Annotated in this window: 15 protein-coding genes; 13 read left to right on the top strand and 2 right to left on the bottom strand. The window is 65.9% G+C overall.

The features are described from left to right. Positions 1 to 25: 25 nt before the first annotated feature. Positions 26 to 574, bottom strand: a complete 549-nt coding sequence (locus IPG63_01150) for a purine-binding chemotaxis protein CheW (GenBank protein ID MBK6725860.1) — start codon at positions 572 to 574, stop codon at positions 26 to 28. Positions 575 to 633: 59 nt separating this feature from the next. Further along, positions 634 to 1,038, bottom strand: a complete 405-nt coding sequence (pilG, locus tag IPG63_01155) for a twitching motility response regulator PilG (protein ID MBK6725861.1) — start codon at positions 1,036 to 1,038, stop codon at positions 634 to 636. A gap of 249 nt (positions 1,039 to 1,287) precedes the next feature. On the opposite strand from pilG, the gene gshB reads away from it, so the two are divergent. The 13 genes from gshB to IPG63_01220 all read left to right on the top strand — a co-directional run bounded on the left by gshB (position 1,288) and on the right by IPG63_01220 (position 15,662). Further along, complete coding sequence (gene gshB / locus IPG63_01160; GenBank protein MBK6725862.1) at positions 1,288 to 2,232, top strand: glutathione synthase; 945 nt, start codon at positions 1,288 to 1,290, stop codon at positions 2,230 to 2,232. 41 nt (positions 2,233 to 2,273) lie between these two features. Next, positions 2,274 to 3,089 carry an energy transducer TonB gene (locus IPG63_01165; GenBank protein ID MBK6725863.1) on the top strand — a complete coding sequence of 272 codons (816 nt, stop codon included), beginning with the start codon at positions 2,274 to 2,276 and terminating at the stop codon, positions 3,087 to 3,089. Positions 3,090 to 3,117: 28 nt separating this feature from the next. Then, positions 3,118 to 3,684, top strand: a complete 567-nt coding sequence (locus IPG63_01170) for a YqgE/AlgH family protein (GenBank protein ID MBK6725864.1) — start codon at positions 3,118 to 3,120, stop codon at positions 3,682 to 3,684. After that, complete coding sequence (gene ruvX / locus IPG63_01175; GenBank protein ID MBK6725865.1) at positions 3,677 to 4,126, top strand: Holliday junction resolvase RuvX; 450 nt, start codon at positions 3,677 to 3,679, stop codon at positions 4,124 to 4,126. The genes IPG63_01170 and ruvX overlap by 8 nt, the downstream gene beginning before the upstream one ends. Then, a complete protein-coding gene (locus tag IPG63_01180; GenBank protein MBK6725866.1) occupies positions 4,123 to 5,043 on the top strand; it encodes an aspartate carbamoyltransferase catalytic subunit in 921 nt (306 codons plus the stop codon). Before ruvX ends, IPG63_01180 begins: the two co-directional genes overlap by 4 nt. Before the next feature lie 112 nt (positions 5,044 to 5,155). Then, entirely contained in the window at positions 5,156 to 5,458 is a 303-nt protein-coding gene (locus IPG63_01185; protein ID MBK6725867.1) for a DUF3253 domain-containing protein, read from the top strand. Between the two features lie 54 nt (positions 5,459 to 5,512). After that, positions 5,513 to 7,234 (top strand): glutamine--tRNA ligase/YqeY domain fusion protein, encoded by a 1,722-nt coding sequence (locus IPG63_01190; protein MBK6725868.1) that lies wholly within the window; start codon positions 5,513 to 5,515, stop codon positions 7,232 to 7,234. Further along, positions 7,234 to 7,578 (top strand): hypothetical protein, encoded by a 345-nt coding sequence (locus tag IPG63_01195; protein ID MBK6725869.1) that lies wholly within the window; start codon positions 7,234 to 7,236, stop codon positions 7,576 to 7,578. The genes IPG63_01190 and IPG63_01195 overlap by 1 nt, the downstream gene beginning before the upstream one ends. A 10-nt stretch (positions 7,579 to 7,588) precedes the next feature. Beyond that, positions 7,589 to 7,867, top strand: coding sequence for a TMEM165/GDT1 family protein (locus IPG63_01200; protein ID MBK6725870.1), 279 nt, complete (start codon positions 7,589 to 7,591; stop codon positions 7,865 to 7,867). Between the two features lies 1 nt (position 7,868). Continuing rightward, on the top strand, positions 7,869 to 8,501 hold the full coding sequence (locus IPG63_01205; protein ID MBK6725871.1) for a nucleoside deaminase: 633 nt from the start codon (positions 7,869 to 7,871) through the stop codon (positions 8,499 to 8,501). Beyond that, a complete protein-coding gene (gene rlmM, locus IPG63_01210) occupies positions 8,491 to 9,540 on the top strand; it encodes a 23S rRNA (cytidine(2498)-2'-O)-methyltransferase RlmM (protein MBK6725872.1) in 1,050 nt (349 codons plus the stop codon). Before IPG63_01205 ends, rlmM begins: the two co-directional genes overlap by 11 nt. Before the next feature lie 95 nt (positions 9,541 to 9,635). Continuing rightward, a complete protein-coding gene (locus IPG63_01215; protein ID MBK6725873.1) occupies positions 9,636 to 10,856 on the top strand; it encodes an ATP-binding protein in 1,221 nt (406 codons plus the stop codon). Between the two features lie 192 nt (positions 10,857 to 11,048). Beyond that, on the top strand, positions 11,049 to 15,662 hold the full coding sequence (locus IPG63_01220; GenBank protein ID MBK6725874.1) for a thrombospondin type 3 repeat-containing protein: 4,614 nt from the start codon (positions 11,049 to 11,051) through the stop codon (positions 15,660 to 15,662). The last annotated feature ends 20 nt before the right edge of the window (positions 15,663 to 15,682 follow it).

Below are 15,682 nucleotides of genomic sequence, written 5' to 3' on the forward strand. Positions count from 1 at the left end.
CGCGCTGACCACCAAAACCGACGGACTATGCCGCCGCCTGTACGAATTCCCGGTTCCGCACCAGCGCGCTCACGCTGAAGTGCAGGTACCGGACGCCCCCTAGGTCGTACTGCTTGGGGATGTAGCGCTGGTAGCGCACATCGTCCTCCACCGCTCCGACCACTTCATTCTCATCCACCAGGCTGCGCTGGCCGAGCACTTCGTCCACCAGCAGGCCAACGTTGCCGCCCTGTTGCTTCACCACCAGCACGCGCGAGCGCTCGTTGTGGGTGTTCTTCTCGCCCTCGACGAAACCGCGCAGATCCACCACCGGCACCAGGTTGCCGCGCACGTTGGCGACGCCGAGCAGCCACAACCGCGTGCCGGGCACGAAGGTCATGGTCGGGTAGGTCAGGATTTCGTTGATCTCGGTGATGCTGCTGACCATCAGCTTGCCGCCGACGCGAAACGCGATGCCGCGCCAAAGGCCGGGCGCGTCGATCTGTTCGGGCAGGCCGGCAACATGAGCTAGGCTGCGCTGCTCGTAATCGAGCAGCATCTCGAATGGCCCCATCGTGCTTGCGGATTCGCTCATGCGTTCCTCTCGAATCTGCGGCGGAAAATGCTCATCGACCCCACTCCCCTGCGACGGCATCAGCCCTTCAGATCGACGTGGCGGCGGATCGCGCCGAGCAATTCCTCGCGCGTGAACGGTTTGGTCAGGTACTGCTCGGAGCCGACGATGCGGCCACGCGCCTTGTCGAACAGGCCATCCTTCGACGAGAGCATGATCACCGGCACGCTTTTGAACATCTGGTTGTTCTTGATCAGCGCGCAGGTCTGATAGCCGTCGAGCCGCGGCATCATGATGTCGACGAAGATGATTTGCGGCTGCTGGTCGGAGATTTTCGACAGCGCCTCGAAACCATCGGTTGCGGTAACCACATCGCAACCTTCCTTCTTCAGAAGTGTTTCGGCGGTACGGCGAATGGTCTTCGAATCATCGATCACCATCACCTTCAATCCGGCGAGGGAACCTTCCTTACCTTGCTCGTCCATGCGACCCCCGGGAGTCTTTGGGTGCAACCTGATGCCGGTTCGTCGCGTGTCGCGTGGCCCCAAAAGCGCACAACGACGGCCTCGAACCCGATTGAAAGCTGTTTAGCCAACGTGGAGAAACCTGTCAAGTAAAGACTCTAACGGCTTGTTGAAAAAGGGTATCATGCGCGAAACTGGCACAAATGACGATCTGCTGCGAGCCCTGCAGATTACTCACGCCTCCTTCCTTCCGAGCGAACTCTTCGAACCATGCGCAAGATCGGCGTGTTGATGGATCCGGCCGAACGCATTCGGCCAGGCAAGGACACCACCGTCGCCATTATGCGCGCTGGCGCGCGGCGTGGACACGAAATCCTCGTTTGCAGCCCGACCGACCTGGTGCTGGAGGCCGGCCGTGCGAGCGCCCGCTTCCGACCGATCACGCTGCATCCGGGTGATGCCCCGTGGTTCACCCCGGCGGCATCGCGCTTGCTGCCGCTCGACGAACTCGACGTGCTGCTGCTGCGCAAGGACCCGCCCGTGGACACCGCGTTCCTGCACGAACTTCTGTGGGCGAGCATGGCCGATCCGGCGCGACCACTGCTGGTGAATGATCCGGGGGCGCTGCGCGATTGCAACGAGAAACTGTTCGCGCTGCGCTTCCCGCAATGCTGCCCGCCGACGCTGGTGGCACGCGACGCCGCCACGCTGAAGGCGTTCGTCGGCGAACATGACCGTTGCGTGCTCAAGCCGATCGACGGCATGGCCGGGCGCTCGATCTTCCTCAGCCAGCGCGGCGACCCGAACCTCAACGTCATCCTCGAAACACTGACCGACAACAGCCGCCAATTCGCGCTGGCGCAGCGTTTCCTCCCGGAAATCAGCGCCGGCGACAAGCGCATCCTGATGATCGACGGTACGCCGGTGCCCTTCTGCCTGGCGCGGATTCCTGGCGGCGACGATTTCCGTGGCAACCTCGCCCGCGGCGGGCGCGGCGTCGCCCAGCCGCTGACCGAGCGGGATCGCTGGATCTGCGACCAGGTCGGTCCGGAACTGAAGCGACGTGGTTTGCTCTTCGTCGGGCTAGACGTGATCGGCGACTGGCTGACCGAGATCAACGTCACCAGCCCGACCGGGGTCGTGGACATCGACGCTCAGACCGGCACCGACATCGGCGCGATGTTGTTTGACGCCATCGAGAGCCGACTCGCGTGAGCCAGCAGCGCATCGGCCCCGAAGAGCGCTTGCGCGTCACCCTGCTGTTCTCGGCGATCCTGCACGCAATCGTGATCCTCGGCGTTTCCTTCGACTATGAGGACCCGGCAGCCTACCTGCCCAGCCTGGACGTGATCCTGGTGCAGTCCGCCGCCGCGACGCAACCGAACAAGGCCGACTTCCTGGCCAACGCCTCGCAGCAAGGAGGTGGCGAGTCGGAGGAGTCGAAACGGCCGCGCCAGCCGGTCACCAGCCCGATCCCGAAGCCGACCGACGGCCTCGCACCGATGCCGCAGCGTGCCGGTGCGCCCAAGCCGCAACAGGCCACTCCGAAACCGGCACTGCACGGAAGCTCCAAGGAATATGCGGTGCAGCGCGTCGACGAGCCCCGCGTCGCAACGCCCGAAGTGCCCCAGGTCAGCGCGCGCGAACTGATCGAGCACAGCCTGGAAATGGCACGGCTCGCGGCCGAACTCGAACGCCAGACCGAGGCCTACGCCAAGCGCCCGAAGCGCAAGTTCATCTCGGCCAGCACGCGCGAGTATGCGTTTGCCGCCTACATGCGCTCCTGGGTCGCCAAGATCGAGCGCATCGGCAATCTCAACTATCCGGACGAGGCGCGACGCAAGCAGGTGCACGGCGGCCTGGTGCTGACGGTGGCGGTCAATCGCGATGGCAGCGTCGAACGCATCGACATCATCCAGTCGTCCGGCAACGAGGTGCTCGATCAGGCCGCGATCCGCATCGTCGAGCTGGGCGCGCCGTTTTCGCCCCTGCCAGCGAGCAACGAACAGATCGATATCCTGCACATCACCCGCACCTGGCAATTCCTCGACGGCACCGTCACCGGCAAGTGACCCAGGCGCATCCACTACACTCGCACGCATGTCTCCGCCCAGCTACCTGTCCCGCCACCTGCTGATCGCCATGCCGGCGCTGATCGACCCGAACTTCGCGCGCGGCGTAACCCTGGTCTGCCAGCACAACGCGGACGGCGCAATGGGCCTGACCATCAACCGTCCTTCCGACTGGAGCCTGGGCGATGTGATGGCCCAGGTCGGCATCGAGCACGCGCCGGCGGATCTGGCGCAGATGCGCGTGCTGGTCGGCGGCCCGGTCCAGGGCGATCGCGGTTTCGTGCTGCATGAGCCGTTCGGTACCTGGGACTCCAGCGCCCAGGTCTCCGACGATCTCGTCGTCACCACTTCGCGCGATGTGCTGCAGGCGATCGCCGAACGACGCGGTCCGAAGCGGTTTCTGGTCCTGCTCGGCTATGCCGGCTGGTCGGCCGGACAACTGGAAGAGGAGATGCGCGACAACGCCTGGCTCACCGCCGAGCCGCCGGACACCGCCATCCTCTTCGACCTGCCGGTGGAGCAGCGTTGGGACGCTGCCGCACGGCTGCTCGGCGTCGATATCCGCCTGCTCGGGGGCGTGGCTGGCCATGCCTGAGGCGACCGTCGTGCTCGGCTTCGACTATGGATTGCGCCGCATCGGCGTGGCCGTCGGCCAGCGCATCACGCACACGGCGAGCGCGCTCGCGGTAATGCGCAACCACGAGAGTGGCCCGGACTGGGCCGCCTGCGATGCGCTCATCAAGACCTGGCGCCCGCAGGCGCTGGTGGTCGGGCTGCCGCTGGCACGCGATGGCCACGAGCAGGCGATGACCCATGCGGCGCGCGCCTTCGCCGCACTGCTGCGGCAGCGCTACGCCGTTCCGGTGCACCTCGCCGACGAGCGCTTCACCTCGCGCGCTGCCGATGCCGAGTTCGTCGCCGCGCGTCGCGCCGGCCTGGCGCGCCGCAAGGACGCCGCGATGCTCGACGCGCAGGCCGCGCGCCGCATCGTCGAACAGTGGCTCCATCATCCGCAAACCGAGTCGGCCCCCGCATGAACCCGTCCCATCGCCGCCATCTGGTCACCCTCGCCGGCATGGCGCGCACGGAAATCGAATCGCTGTTCGCACTCGCCGACCGCCTGCGTCAACCCCGGCCGCCGCAACTGCTGGCCGGGCGCACGGTGGTCAACTTGTTCTTCGAGCCCTCGACGCGCACCCGTGTCAGCTTCGAATTGGCGGCGATGCGCCTTGGCGCAGACGTGGTCGCCTTCGATGTCGAGCATTCGTCAACACAGAAGGGCGAGACCCTGCTCGACACGCTGCGCAACCTCGAAGCCATGGGCTGCGACCAGTTCGTGGTGCGGCACAAGGAAAACGGCACCCCGGGTGCACTCGCCGAACAGGCGGCCGACGGCGTCTCGATCATCAATGCCGGCGACGGCAACCACGCGCACCCGACCCAGGGCCTGCTCGACGCCTACACCATCGTGCGCCACAAGGGCGATCTCGCGAACCGCTGCGTCGCGATCGTCGGCGACATCCTGCACTCGCGCGTCGCCCGTTCCGACATCCACGCCCTGCGCGCGCTCGGCGTCGGCGAACTGCGCGTCGCCGCTCCGGCGGCATTGCTGCCCGAGGCCGATACGTTGCCCGGTTGCGTCGTGCACCAGCGCATCGACGACGCCGTGCGCGGTGCCGACGTGGTGATCATGCTGCGCCTGCAGAAAGAGCGCATGCAGCATGCGCTGATCGCCTCCGACGCCGACTATTTTCGCGACTGGGGGCTCGACCCTGTCCGCTTGCGGCTCGCGCATCCGGAGGCGATCGTCATGCACCCGGGTCCGATCAACCGCAATGTCGAAATCGCCGACGTCGTCGCCGACGGCGCGCAATCGCGCATCCTCGAGCAGGTTGGCAATGGCGTCGCCGTCCGCATGGCGGTGATGGCGCACCTGGCGGGAGCGCGAGCATGAGCCGCTGGCGGGCGCTGCAAATGATCGTAGCTGGCGAAGATTGCGCGACGGCGCACATGGTTCCCGGTGCGCGACTCGGCTACCGTCGAGCGGCACTCAGGATACCGCCACCGTGACGCCACGCCAGTTCCCGGTCGAAGACTCGCTCGCGGTGTTGATCCGCGAGTGCGTGATCGAACTGCTGGAACACCGCAACGACGACGCCAGCATCTGCCCGAGCGAGGCCGCGCGCATCCTCGGTGGTGAACTGAAGATCGAGTGGCGCGACCTGATGCGCTCGGTGCGTGATGTCGCCGCCACCATGGCCGACCAGGGCAGCATCGACATCGTCCAGAGCGGCCGGCCGGTCGATATCCACGCTGCCCGTGGCCCGGTGCGGCTGCGGCTGCGGCGCAAGCGCATCCGCGGTCACTGAGGCGCTGCCGCGATCGGCTAAACTCGCGCTCTTGCCTTGTCCGAGCCGCGATTCATGAGCTTGAGCCCCACCCCCAACCACTTCATCCGCCAGATCGTCCTCGACGACCTGGAGAGCGGCAAGCATCGCCGTATCGCCACCCGTTTCCCGCCCGAGCCGAACGGCTACCTGCATATCGGCCATGCCAAGTCGATCTGCCTGAACTTCGGCATGGCCGCCGAGTTCGGTGGCCGCTGCAACCTGCGCTTCGACGACACCAACCCGGCCAAGGAAGACCCGGAATACGTCGAGGCGATCCAGCAGGACGTGCACTGGCTCGGCTTCCAGTGGGCCGATCTGCGCCACGCTTCCGATTACTTCGAGTTGATCCATCGCTGCGCACTGAAGTTGATCCGCGACGGCCATGCGTATATCTGCGACCTCAGCGCGGACGAAGTGCGCGCGTATCGCGGCACGTTGACCGAACCCGGTCGCAACAGCCCGTTCCGCGACCGTTCCGTCGCCGAAAACCTCGACCTGTTCGCGCGCATGAAAGCGGGCGATTTCTCCGATGGCTCGCGCACGCTGCGCGCCAAGATCGACATGAGATCGGGCAACATCAACCTGCGTGATCCGGCCTTGTATCGCATCCGCAAGGTCGAGCACCAGAACACCGGCGACGCCTGGTGCATCTACCCGATGTACGACTACGCACACGTGATCTCGGATGCGGTCGAGGGCATCACCCATTCGCTGTGCACGCTCGAGTTCGAGGATCACCGCCCGCTCTACGACTGGTGCCTGGATCATTTGCCGGTGTGGGAGATGCCGGAACTCAGGGACGAACTGGATCGCCTCGGGCTCGCGCCCGGCCGTCCGCGCCAGATCGAGTTCTCGCGCCTGAATCTCGACTTCCTGGTGATGAGCAAGCGCAAGCTGCTCGCGCTGGTGAACGATGGCCTGGTGGCCGGCTGGGACGACCCGCGCATGCCGACCTTGCGCGGCATTCGCCGCCGCGGATTCACGCCGGAAGCGATCCGCACCTTCATCCGCAATGCCGGCGTGACCAAGCAGGAGTCGGTGCTCGAGTTCTCGCTGCTCGAGAACGAAGTGCGCAACGACCTCGACGCGCGCGCCGAACGGCGCATGGCGGTGGTCGATCCGCTCAAGCTGGTGATCAGCAACCTGGCCGAGTCGCACGCGGAGACGCTGACGATGGCCAACCACCCCAAGGACGAGTCCCGCGGCACGCGCGCCGTGGCGTTTTCGCGCGAGCTGTGGATCGAACGCGAGGACTTCATGGAAGTGCCGCCCAAGGGCTACCACCGCCTGGTCCCGGGCGGCGAAGTGCGCCTGCGTGGGGTCGGCATCGTCAAGTGCGAAGCCCTCCTCAAGGACGCCGATGGCGCCGTGACCGAAGTGCATTGCACGCTCGACGAGACCACGCGCCACGGCATGCCCGGTGCCGACCGCAAGGTGAAAGGCACGATCCATTGGGTCAGCGCGAAGCACGCGATTGCCGCCGAGGCGCGCCTGTATGACCGCCTGTTCAGCGTAGCCGATCCTGATGACGACAAGGACGGCTTGACCTATCGCGACCATCTGAATCCGGCATCGGTGCGCGTCGTCAGCGCGCAGCTCGAAGCCTCGCTCGCCAAGGTGGCGGCGGAAACCCGCTTCCAGTTCGAACGCATCGGTTACTTCGTCGCCGACCGCGTCGACCATCGCGCCGATCGACCGGTGTTCAATCGCATCTGCACGCTGCGAGATTCCTGGGCCAAGGCCGGAGGCAAGTGATGCGTACGCTCGAATGGAGGATCTGCATCGTGCTGCTCAGCGGGCTGCTCGCGGCCTGTGCGCCGGCACCGGTTACCAGTCCAGAACCGACTGCGGCGGGTGCGCCGGATGCGCCGCTTGCCTGCGAGACCGATGCCCAGTGCACGGTCAAGAACGTCGGCAATTGCTGCGGCGAATTTCTCGCCTGCGTGCACGTGGACCAAGCGGTCGATGTGGCGGCGGTGAAGCGTCGCTGCGAGAGCGAGGGGCTGAGCTCGGTCTGCGGCCAACGCGACATTGCCGGCTGCCGCTGCGACGCCGGCCAGTGCGTCGAGTCGGCCACCGCCACCACCGAGCTAGACTGAAGGCGGACGCGTGTTCTGGCAGACCTTCCTGACCGTTGCGCTCTCGGTGTTCGTGGCCGAGATCGGCGACAAGACGCAACTGGCGACGATGCTGTTCGCTGCCGACGGCATGCGCTCCAAATGGGCCGTGTTCGCCGGCTCCTCGGTGGCGCTGGTCACCGCTGCCGGCATCGGCGTGTTGGTTGGCGCGCAACTCGAGCGCTTTGCCTCGCCGGTGACCCTGAAGACCATCGCCGGCATCGGCTTCATCGCCATCGGTGCATGGACACTCGCGACCCGGAGTAGTTGAGATGATCCGCGCACAAGTCCAGCTGGCCCTGCCCGACTGGGTGTCGACCGAAATCGACGCACTCGCGATCCATGCCGACGATGCCTCGCGCATGCGCTTCGTCGCCGCGCTGGCGCGGCGCAATGTTGAACTGGAAACCGGCGGCCCGTTCGGCGCGGCCGTTTTCGACGGCGACGGGCGCATCGTCAGCGTCGGCGTGAATCGCGTCATGCCGCAAAACTGCTCGCTCGCGCACGCCGAGATCATGGCCTTCATGACCGCGCAGCAGCGCCTGCAACGATACCGAATGAACGAAACCGGCGAACGCTATGCGCTGGTGACTTCGGCGCAGCCGTGCTGCCAATGCTATGGCGCCAGCTTCTGGGCCGGCATCGACGAACTGCAGATCGGCGCGCGCGCCGAGGACGTGATGGAACTCACCGAGTTCGACGAAGGCCCGCTGCCGCAGGATTGGGTCGGAGAACTGCAACGCCGCGGCATCGCCGTGCGACGCGACATCCTGCGCGACGAATGCCGCGACGTGCTCGCGTTCTACCGCGACAGCGGCGGCGCGCTATTGAAAAACGGAGTCAGATTCCATTTCGATGAACGCGCATCCTTCCGAGCCGAGTCCAGGACCGAAAATGGAATCTGACCCCGTTTTTCCACGTCTGCTCGCCCTCACCCGCGCCGGCTTCGAGCCCGAATGCGCGCAGGAACTGGAACAGGAACTGGCGACACGCGGTGGCGCCGGCTATGCGCAGACAAGCCGCGACAGCGGTTTCGTGATCCTCCACGTCCAGGCCGCAGCGCTGCGCAAGATCACGGTGCGCGAGTTGATCTTCGCACGCCAGCTGCTACCGATCCGAGCCTCGTTTGAGCAACTCGATGCGAAAGACCGCGTCGGCCCGATCCTCGCCGAGCTGAAGGCTTCAGGCGTGATGCTGAGCGATGTCTGGGTCGAGACCGCGGACAGCCCGGCCGGTGAACAGATGCGCGCCTTCGCCCGCAGTTTCGAGTCGGCGATGGCGACCGCGCTCAAGCGCGAGAAGCGAATTGATGCGCGCAGCGCGCATCGCCTGCACCTGTTCGCCCACAGCGGCACGCACATCGACGTGTCGATCGCGACGCATGCCGAAACGGCGCCATGGAAGGGTGGCATTCCACGCCTGCGTTTTCCGTCCGAGTCGCCCAGTCGCTCCACGCTCAAGCTCGAAGAGGCCTTCCTGGTGCTGCTCGATGAGGATGAGCGCGCGCGCTGGCTGCAGGCCGGCATGACCGCGGTCGATCTCGGCGCCTGCCCAGGCGGCTGGAGCTACCAGTTCACCCGGCGCGCGATGCGCGTCATCGCGGTCGACAACGGCGCCATGGCCGACTCGCTGATGGCCACTGGTCTGGTCGATCATGTGCGCGCCGACGGCTTCCGCTTCCAGCCGCAGAAGCCGATCGAATGGATGGTCTGCGACATGGTCGAGCAACCGATCAAGGTCGCCGAGCGCATGGCCACCTGGCTGCGCGAGGGCTGGTGCCGACGCTCCATCTTCAACCTCAAGCTGCCGATGAAAAAACGCTGGCCCGAGGTGCAACGCTGCTTCGCGGCGATGCGCGCATCCGCCCCCTTCGACCTCGACCTGCGCGCCAAGCAGCTCTACCACGACCGCGAAGAGATCACGGTGTTCGCCACCCGCGCCTGAGGGCCCGGCGACCCGGTGCCGTGCTCCGGCCGACCCAGCGTTTGCCGCATGCACATTGCTCCGCTGGTCCGGGTTGGCCCTGAGCCCGCGCTCGGATGTACCCTGCAAATCTTCCAGCACATGGAGAATATGCAGTGTTCAAGATTGGCAGGAGCGAGCATGCCACCTGGGCCGCCCTGGAGCGATCGCCGGTGGTGGCGCTGGTCGGGCCGAGACAGGTCGGAAAGACCACGCTGGCCCGTCAGATCGCCGCAGACCGGGGCATTTCCGGGTCGCGCTACTTCGATCTCGAACGCGCTTCGGACCGCGCTGCGCTTGCGGAGCCGGACGCACTGCTCGACCACCTGGGGCCCGGATTGTGCATTTTCGACGAGGTCCAGTTCGTGCCGACCCTGTTCCAGGCCCTTCGTGTCGCGGTTGACGAACGTCGCAGGCAGGGGCACCGCTGTGGCCAATTCCTCGTCCTCGGATCAGCCTCGCTCGACCTGCTCCAGGGTGCCGCAGAATCGCTGGCCGGTCGCGTTGAGGTCGTCGAACTGGGACCGTTTTCGATTACCGAGGTCGGGGCGGCATCGGCGAACAGGTTGTGGCTTCGGGGCGGTTTCCCGGAGTCCTATCTCGCGCGCAACGACACCGACAGCATGGTCTGGCGAGAGCAGTTCGTCCAAAGCTACCTGCAACGCGACATTCCGCAGTTCGCGCCGAGGCTTCCGCGCGAAACCCTCCGTCGCTTCTGGACCATGCTGGCTCACCTGCAGGGCGCAGAGTTCAACGCCAGCCAGTTGGCGCGAGGACTCGACGTCTCGGCCCAGAGCACGCTGCGCTATCTGGACCTGCTTTGTGACCTGTTCCTGCTGCGGCGTCTTCCCGCGTTTGCACACAATGTCGGCAAGCGCTTGCGCAAGTCGCCCAAAGTCTACATCCGCGACTCGGGCCTCACCCACGCACTGCTCGGCATCCCGAACATGCCGGCCTTGCTGAAGCACCCGGTCATCGGCGGCAGCTTCGAGGGTTGGGTGGCAGAGCAGCTCATCACCGCAGCAGGAACGATGTGCACAGCTCACTTCTACCGTACCCAGGACGGTGCGGAAGTCGACCTGCTGCTTGACTGTCATGGCGAACGAATCGCCGTTGAAATCAAGCGCAGTACGTCCACCAAGCCCTCGCGTGGTTTCCACATCGCATGCCGCGATGTCGAGGCCAGCAGCCGCTGGTTCGTGCACGGAGAAGAGCGCAGCTTTCCTCTGCCCGACGGCGTGAGCGCCCTCAGTCTCCCAGACGCAATGGCGCGCCTGCGGCAGATAAGCAAGCACTGATCGACCGCGAAGAAATCACTGTTTTCGCCACCCGCGCCTGAGCCGAAGCTCGGCCACGCCCGTACGCGTTGCCGCGCCGTGTCATGCGACGGGAACAGGCCGCTGCTAGGCTGCCTCCTTCACGAAGCAGTCACACAGGGGTTCGTCATGCAACATCGTCGTGGGTTCAACCGCCTTGCGCGTGCAGGCGGTATGGTGGCTTTGCTCTGCGCTCCGCTCGTCCTGGCCAACAGCACGCCGCAAACCCTGCCGTTTTCCCAAGACTGGACCAACACGTCGCTGATCACCACCGCGAACGACTGGTCCGGCGTGCCGGGTATCGAGGGCTATGCTGGCACCGACGCCGCCGGCGCAAATCCGTACAACGGCGGCAATGCCGGCACTCTTCTGGCGGACCCGATCGGCGGCGATGCTGACACGCTGCATGTGACCCCGAACATCACCACCCCGGGCTCTGCCTCCGCCGGCGGCACCGGAGAGATCGAGATCAACGGCAACGCCGTCGCCGTCCAGGGCAGCGGCACCGCGGATGCCGCCTACATCCTGGTCAACCTCGTTACCACCGGCTTCCAGAACATCGTGGTCACCTTCAACGCCAAGGACATGGAGTCGGACGCCACCAATGCCACCCAGCCGCTCGCCTTGCAGTACAGGGCGTGCGCTTCACTCGGCAGTTGCTCGGGCGCCTTCACGTTGGCAGCCGGCACCAACACCAACATCACCGATGCCACGACTGGCGGGTCAGCGACGCAGGTGACGGCCGTCACCGGAAATCTCGGCAGCGACGCCGACAACAAGGCGCAGATCCAGCTCCGCATCCTGACGATCAACGCAGCCGGCACCGACGAATGGGTCGGCATCGACGACCTCAGCGTCACCGGCACGCCAATCACGACACCGCGTCCGGTAACCGTTTCCACGCTCTCGATCGAGTCGCTGGACACGCTCGCCAGTTCCGGCACCAGCAGCACGCTGCCGACCGGCTTCGCCTTCGATGAGGTCGGTGGCGACGGCGTCTATCTGGCCGATGACGGCAGCAGCGCGATCAACGAAGGCGTGTACAGCTTCGGCACCGGCACGAACAGCGATCGCGCACTCGGCACCTGGCGCGAGCCGGCAGTGCGCGGCACCACCGCCACGCCTTACATCGGCGCGCGCCTGCAGAACAACACCGGCGATGTCCTCAAGTACCTCTGGGTCAAGTACACCGGCGAGCAGTGGAAGCGCAGCGCCGCAGACACCACCTCCGACCGTCTCGACTTCCAGTACAGCACCGACGCCACCTCGCTCACCGATGGCGCCGCCACCTGGACCGACGTCAACACGCTCGACTTCAGCTCGCCCAACACCAGCGTCGCCAACACCGCGCTCGACGGCAACGCCAGCGGCAACCGCACCGCGATCAATGCCTGGATCGAGACCCTGAACCTGGCCAACGGCGCCACTTTCTGGATCCGCTGGCTCGACGCCAACACCGTCGGCGTCGCCGACGCGCTCGCGATCGACGATGTTTCGTTCATGGTCCCGACGCTCGACCTCGAAGCCGCGGACTCGCTGACCGAAGGCAATGTCGCCACCTGCCCGGGATCGAACAACCTGGTCCTGACCGTGAGCCGCAACGGCAGCGTGCCGAGCACCGGCATCCCCTTCACCTTCACCACCGCGGCCGTCACCGCAACCCAGGGCACCGACTACACCGGCTACACGAATCAGGCGCAGACGTTGCTGCCCGCAGCAACGGTCTCGACCATCGACCTGCCGATCCTCTGCGACGACAGCGACGAACCCGACGAGACCTTCACCGTCACCATCGCCACCGCCGCCGCCAGCGGCTACTTCGTGCTCGCAGGCAGCAACAGCGGCACCGCGACCATCCTCGATGATGATCTCGCGGTGGCGCTGCCGACGATCAGCATCGGCGATGTCAGCGCGGTCGAGGGCACCGGTGGCAGCACCAACTTCAGCTTCCCGATCACGCTCTCCAGCGCTGCCCCGGCCGGCGGCGTGAGCTTCAGCGCCAGCACCAGTGACGGCAGCGCCAATGACCCGATCGATTACGGCGGCCTGGTGGCAGCCGCAGGCTCGATCGCTGAAGGCGCCACCAGCGGCAGCGTGGTCGTCAGCATCGTCACCGACAGCAGCATCGAGAGCAACGAAGACTTCACCGTCACCCTCTCCGGCGTCACCAACGTCAACGCCACCGGCAACGACCTGGTCGCGACGGGCACCATCCAGAACGATGACGTGCCGAGCCTGTCGATCAACAACGTCAGCCAGAATGAAGGCAACAGCGGACCGACCGCGTTCTCGTTCACCGTCACCATGAGCGCCGCGCCCGCGAGTGGCACGGTCACGGTCAACTACGCCAGCAACGATGGCACAGCCACTGTCGCGGACAACGACTACGCCGCGGCTTCGGGCACACTCAGCTTCGACGCCATGAACCTGACGCGCACCGTCACCGTCAACGTCACCGGCGACACCACGGTCGAGCCGAACGAGGTCTTCGTCGTGAACCTGTCGAGTCCGGTCGGCGCCAGCATCGCCGTTTCTCCGGGAACCGGGACGATCCAGGACGACGATCTGACGACCACGCCGATCCACCAGATCCAGGGCAGCGGTGCGTTCTCCAGCTTCGATCCGACGCCCTCCGACGCCAACCCCGGGCAAATCGTCCGCATCTCCGGTGCGATCGTCACCGCCATCACCCGCATCGCTGCGGTCGATGGCTCGCCCGCCGATCTCAACGGCTTCTTCGCCCAGGCCGCCGACGCCGACGCCGATGCCGACCCGCTGACTTCGGAAGGCATCTTCGTTTCCACCAACACCGACCCAACGGTTGCGATCGGTGACGCGGTGACCGTGGTCGGTCAGGCGCACGAACGCTTCGGCCAGACCCAGATCAGCAATCCGACCAGCATCGTCGTGACCGGCACCGCACCACTGCCGACCGCGGTGCCGTTCAGCGCTGGCGGCGGTATTCCGTCCACCAACCCGACACTGCTGAGCTGCCCGGGCACCGGACCCGGCGGAGTCAACAACACCGACACCAACTTCGAGTGCTTCGAGGGCATGCGCGTGAGCCTGCCCGACGCCATCGTCTCGCGCGCAAACCTGCGCCGCGCAGCAGATCTCTACGCCGAAGTGTTCATCTCGCCCACCGCAATGGTCTCGCGGCGCGAAGTCGGCGTGCTGTGGCCGAGCATTCCTGGCGCCGGCAACGCCGCCGCCGGTCAGTTCGACGGCAACCCGGAATCCTTGGAGATGGATGCGGACGAGGCCGGTTTGACCGTGACCGAGGTCACCGCAGGCACGCGCTTCAATGCCAGCGGCGTGATTGGCTACAGCTTCGGCGACTACGAGTTCTATCCGACCGTGCTCAACATCGTCGCCGCCCAAGCAGTGCCCGAGGCGGTAATGGCGGCCGCCGGCGGCGATGAACTGACCGTCGCTTCGTTCAACACCCAGCACCTGTGCGACGACCTCGTTTCGACCCCGCAGTGCAGTCGCGATACACGCGGCGCCGGTGGCACCGTACTCAACTACACCGACAAGCTCGGCAAGGTCTCCGCCTATGTGCGCGGCGTGCTCGGTTCGCCGGACGTGATCGGCGTGCAGGAAGTCGACCGCCTGACCACGCTGCAGGACCTCGCCGCCCGCATCAACGCCGACGGCGGCCCAATCTACGACGCAGCCTTGCTCGAAGGCGACGACCCGGGTGATATCGACGTGGGCTTCCTGACCCGCGCCAGCCGTGTCGGTGGCGTCAGCGTTCAGCAGTTCTACAAGGGCAACATGTGGAACGACCCGAACGGTTCGGACATTCTGCATGATCGCCCGCCGCTGCTGCTGCGCGGCACGTTCAACGGACCGGGCGGTGCGCGTGCGTTTGCGGTGCTGAATAACCACACCAAGGCGCGATCCTGCGTCGACAAGATCACGACTAGTTGCACGACCCAGTCAGCGCTGGAGCGCGACCGCGCCAAGCGCTTCCAGCAGGCGCGCGACATCGCCAACCTGGTGCAGGCATTCCAGACCGCCACCGGTCCGTTCGCCGGACAGGGCACCGACACGCTGCCGCTGATTCTGGTCGGCGACTACAACGCCTTCGAGCACACCGACGGCTATGCCGACGTGGTTGGCCTGATCGCCGGCAGCTATGACGACGCCGCCAACGAGTGCAACGCGACGCTGTCGGGCGGAGCCGGCACCGAGACCTGCAACCTCGGCGCCAACATCGTCGTGCCGCGGCTGTTCAATGTCGGCACGGCGGTCCCGGCGAATGAGCGCACCTCGTACCAGTTCACGCAGGACTTCGATGCGGTGCAGGGATCGGGCGACCGCGATGTGCCGGCGATGCAGGTCATCGATCACATCCTGCTGGCGCGCACCGCCCAGGGTTATTTCCTGGGCGCGGACTACGGCATTGCCAACAACGCCGCGGCCGATGAGCGCAGCCGCACCAATACCGGGCCGATCAACAGCTCCGACCACGACGGCATGATCACCTACCTCGACTTCGCCTGCGCCACCAATCCGGTACTCAACCCGGACGGTGATTTGATCTGCGGCATGCTCGACAACTGCCCCGCGCTCGCCAACAACGACCAGGCCGACCTCGACAACGACGGCATCGGCGACGCCTGCGATCCAGACATCGACGGCGACGGCGTGCTCAACCTCGTCGACAACTGTCCGATCACTGCCAACGCCAGCCAGACCGACACCGACAGCGACGGCCAGGGCGACGCCTGCGACCCCTACCCGACCGATGCTGGCCTGATCTTCCGCGACGGTTTCGAGTAACTCCCCGCCGCAAACCCAAC

This window comes from Lysobacterales bacterium, assembly GCA_016703225.1.
In the GTDB taxonomy this organism is placed as follows: Bacteria; Pseudomonadota; Gammaproteobacteria; order Xanthomonadales; family Ahniellaceae; genus JADKHK01.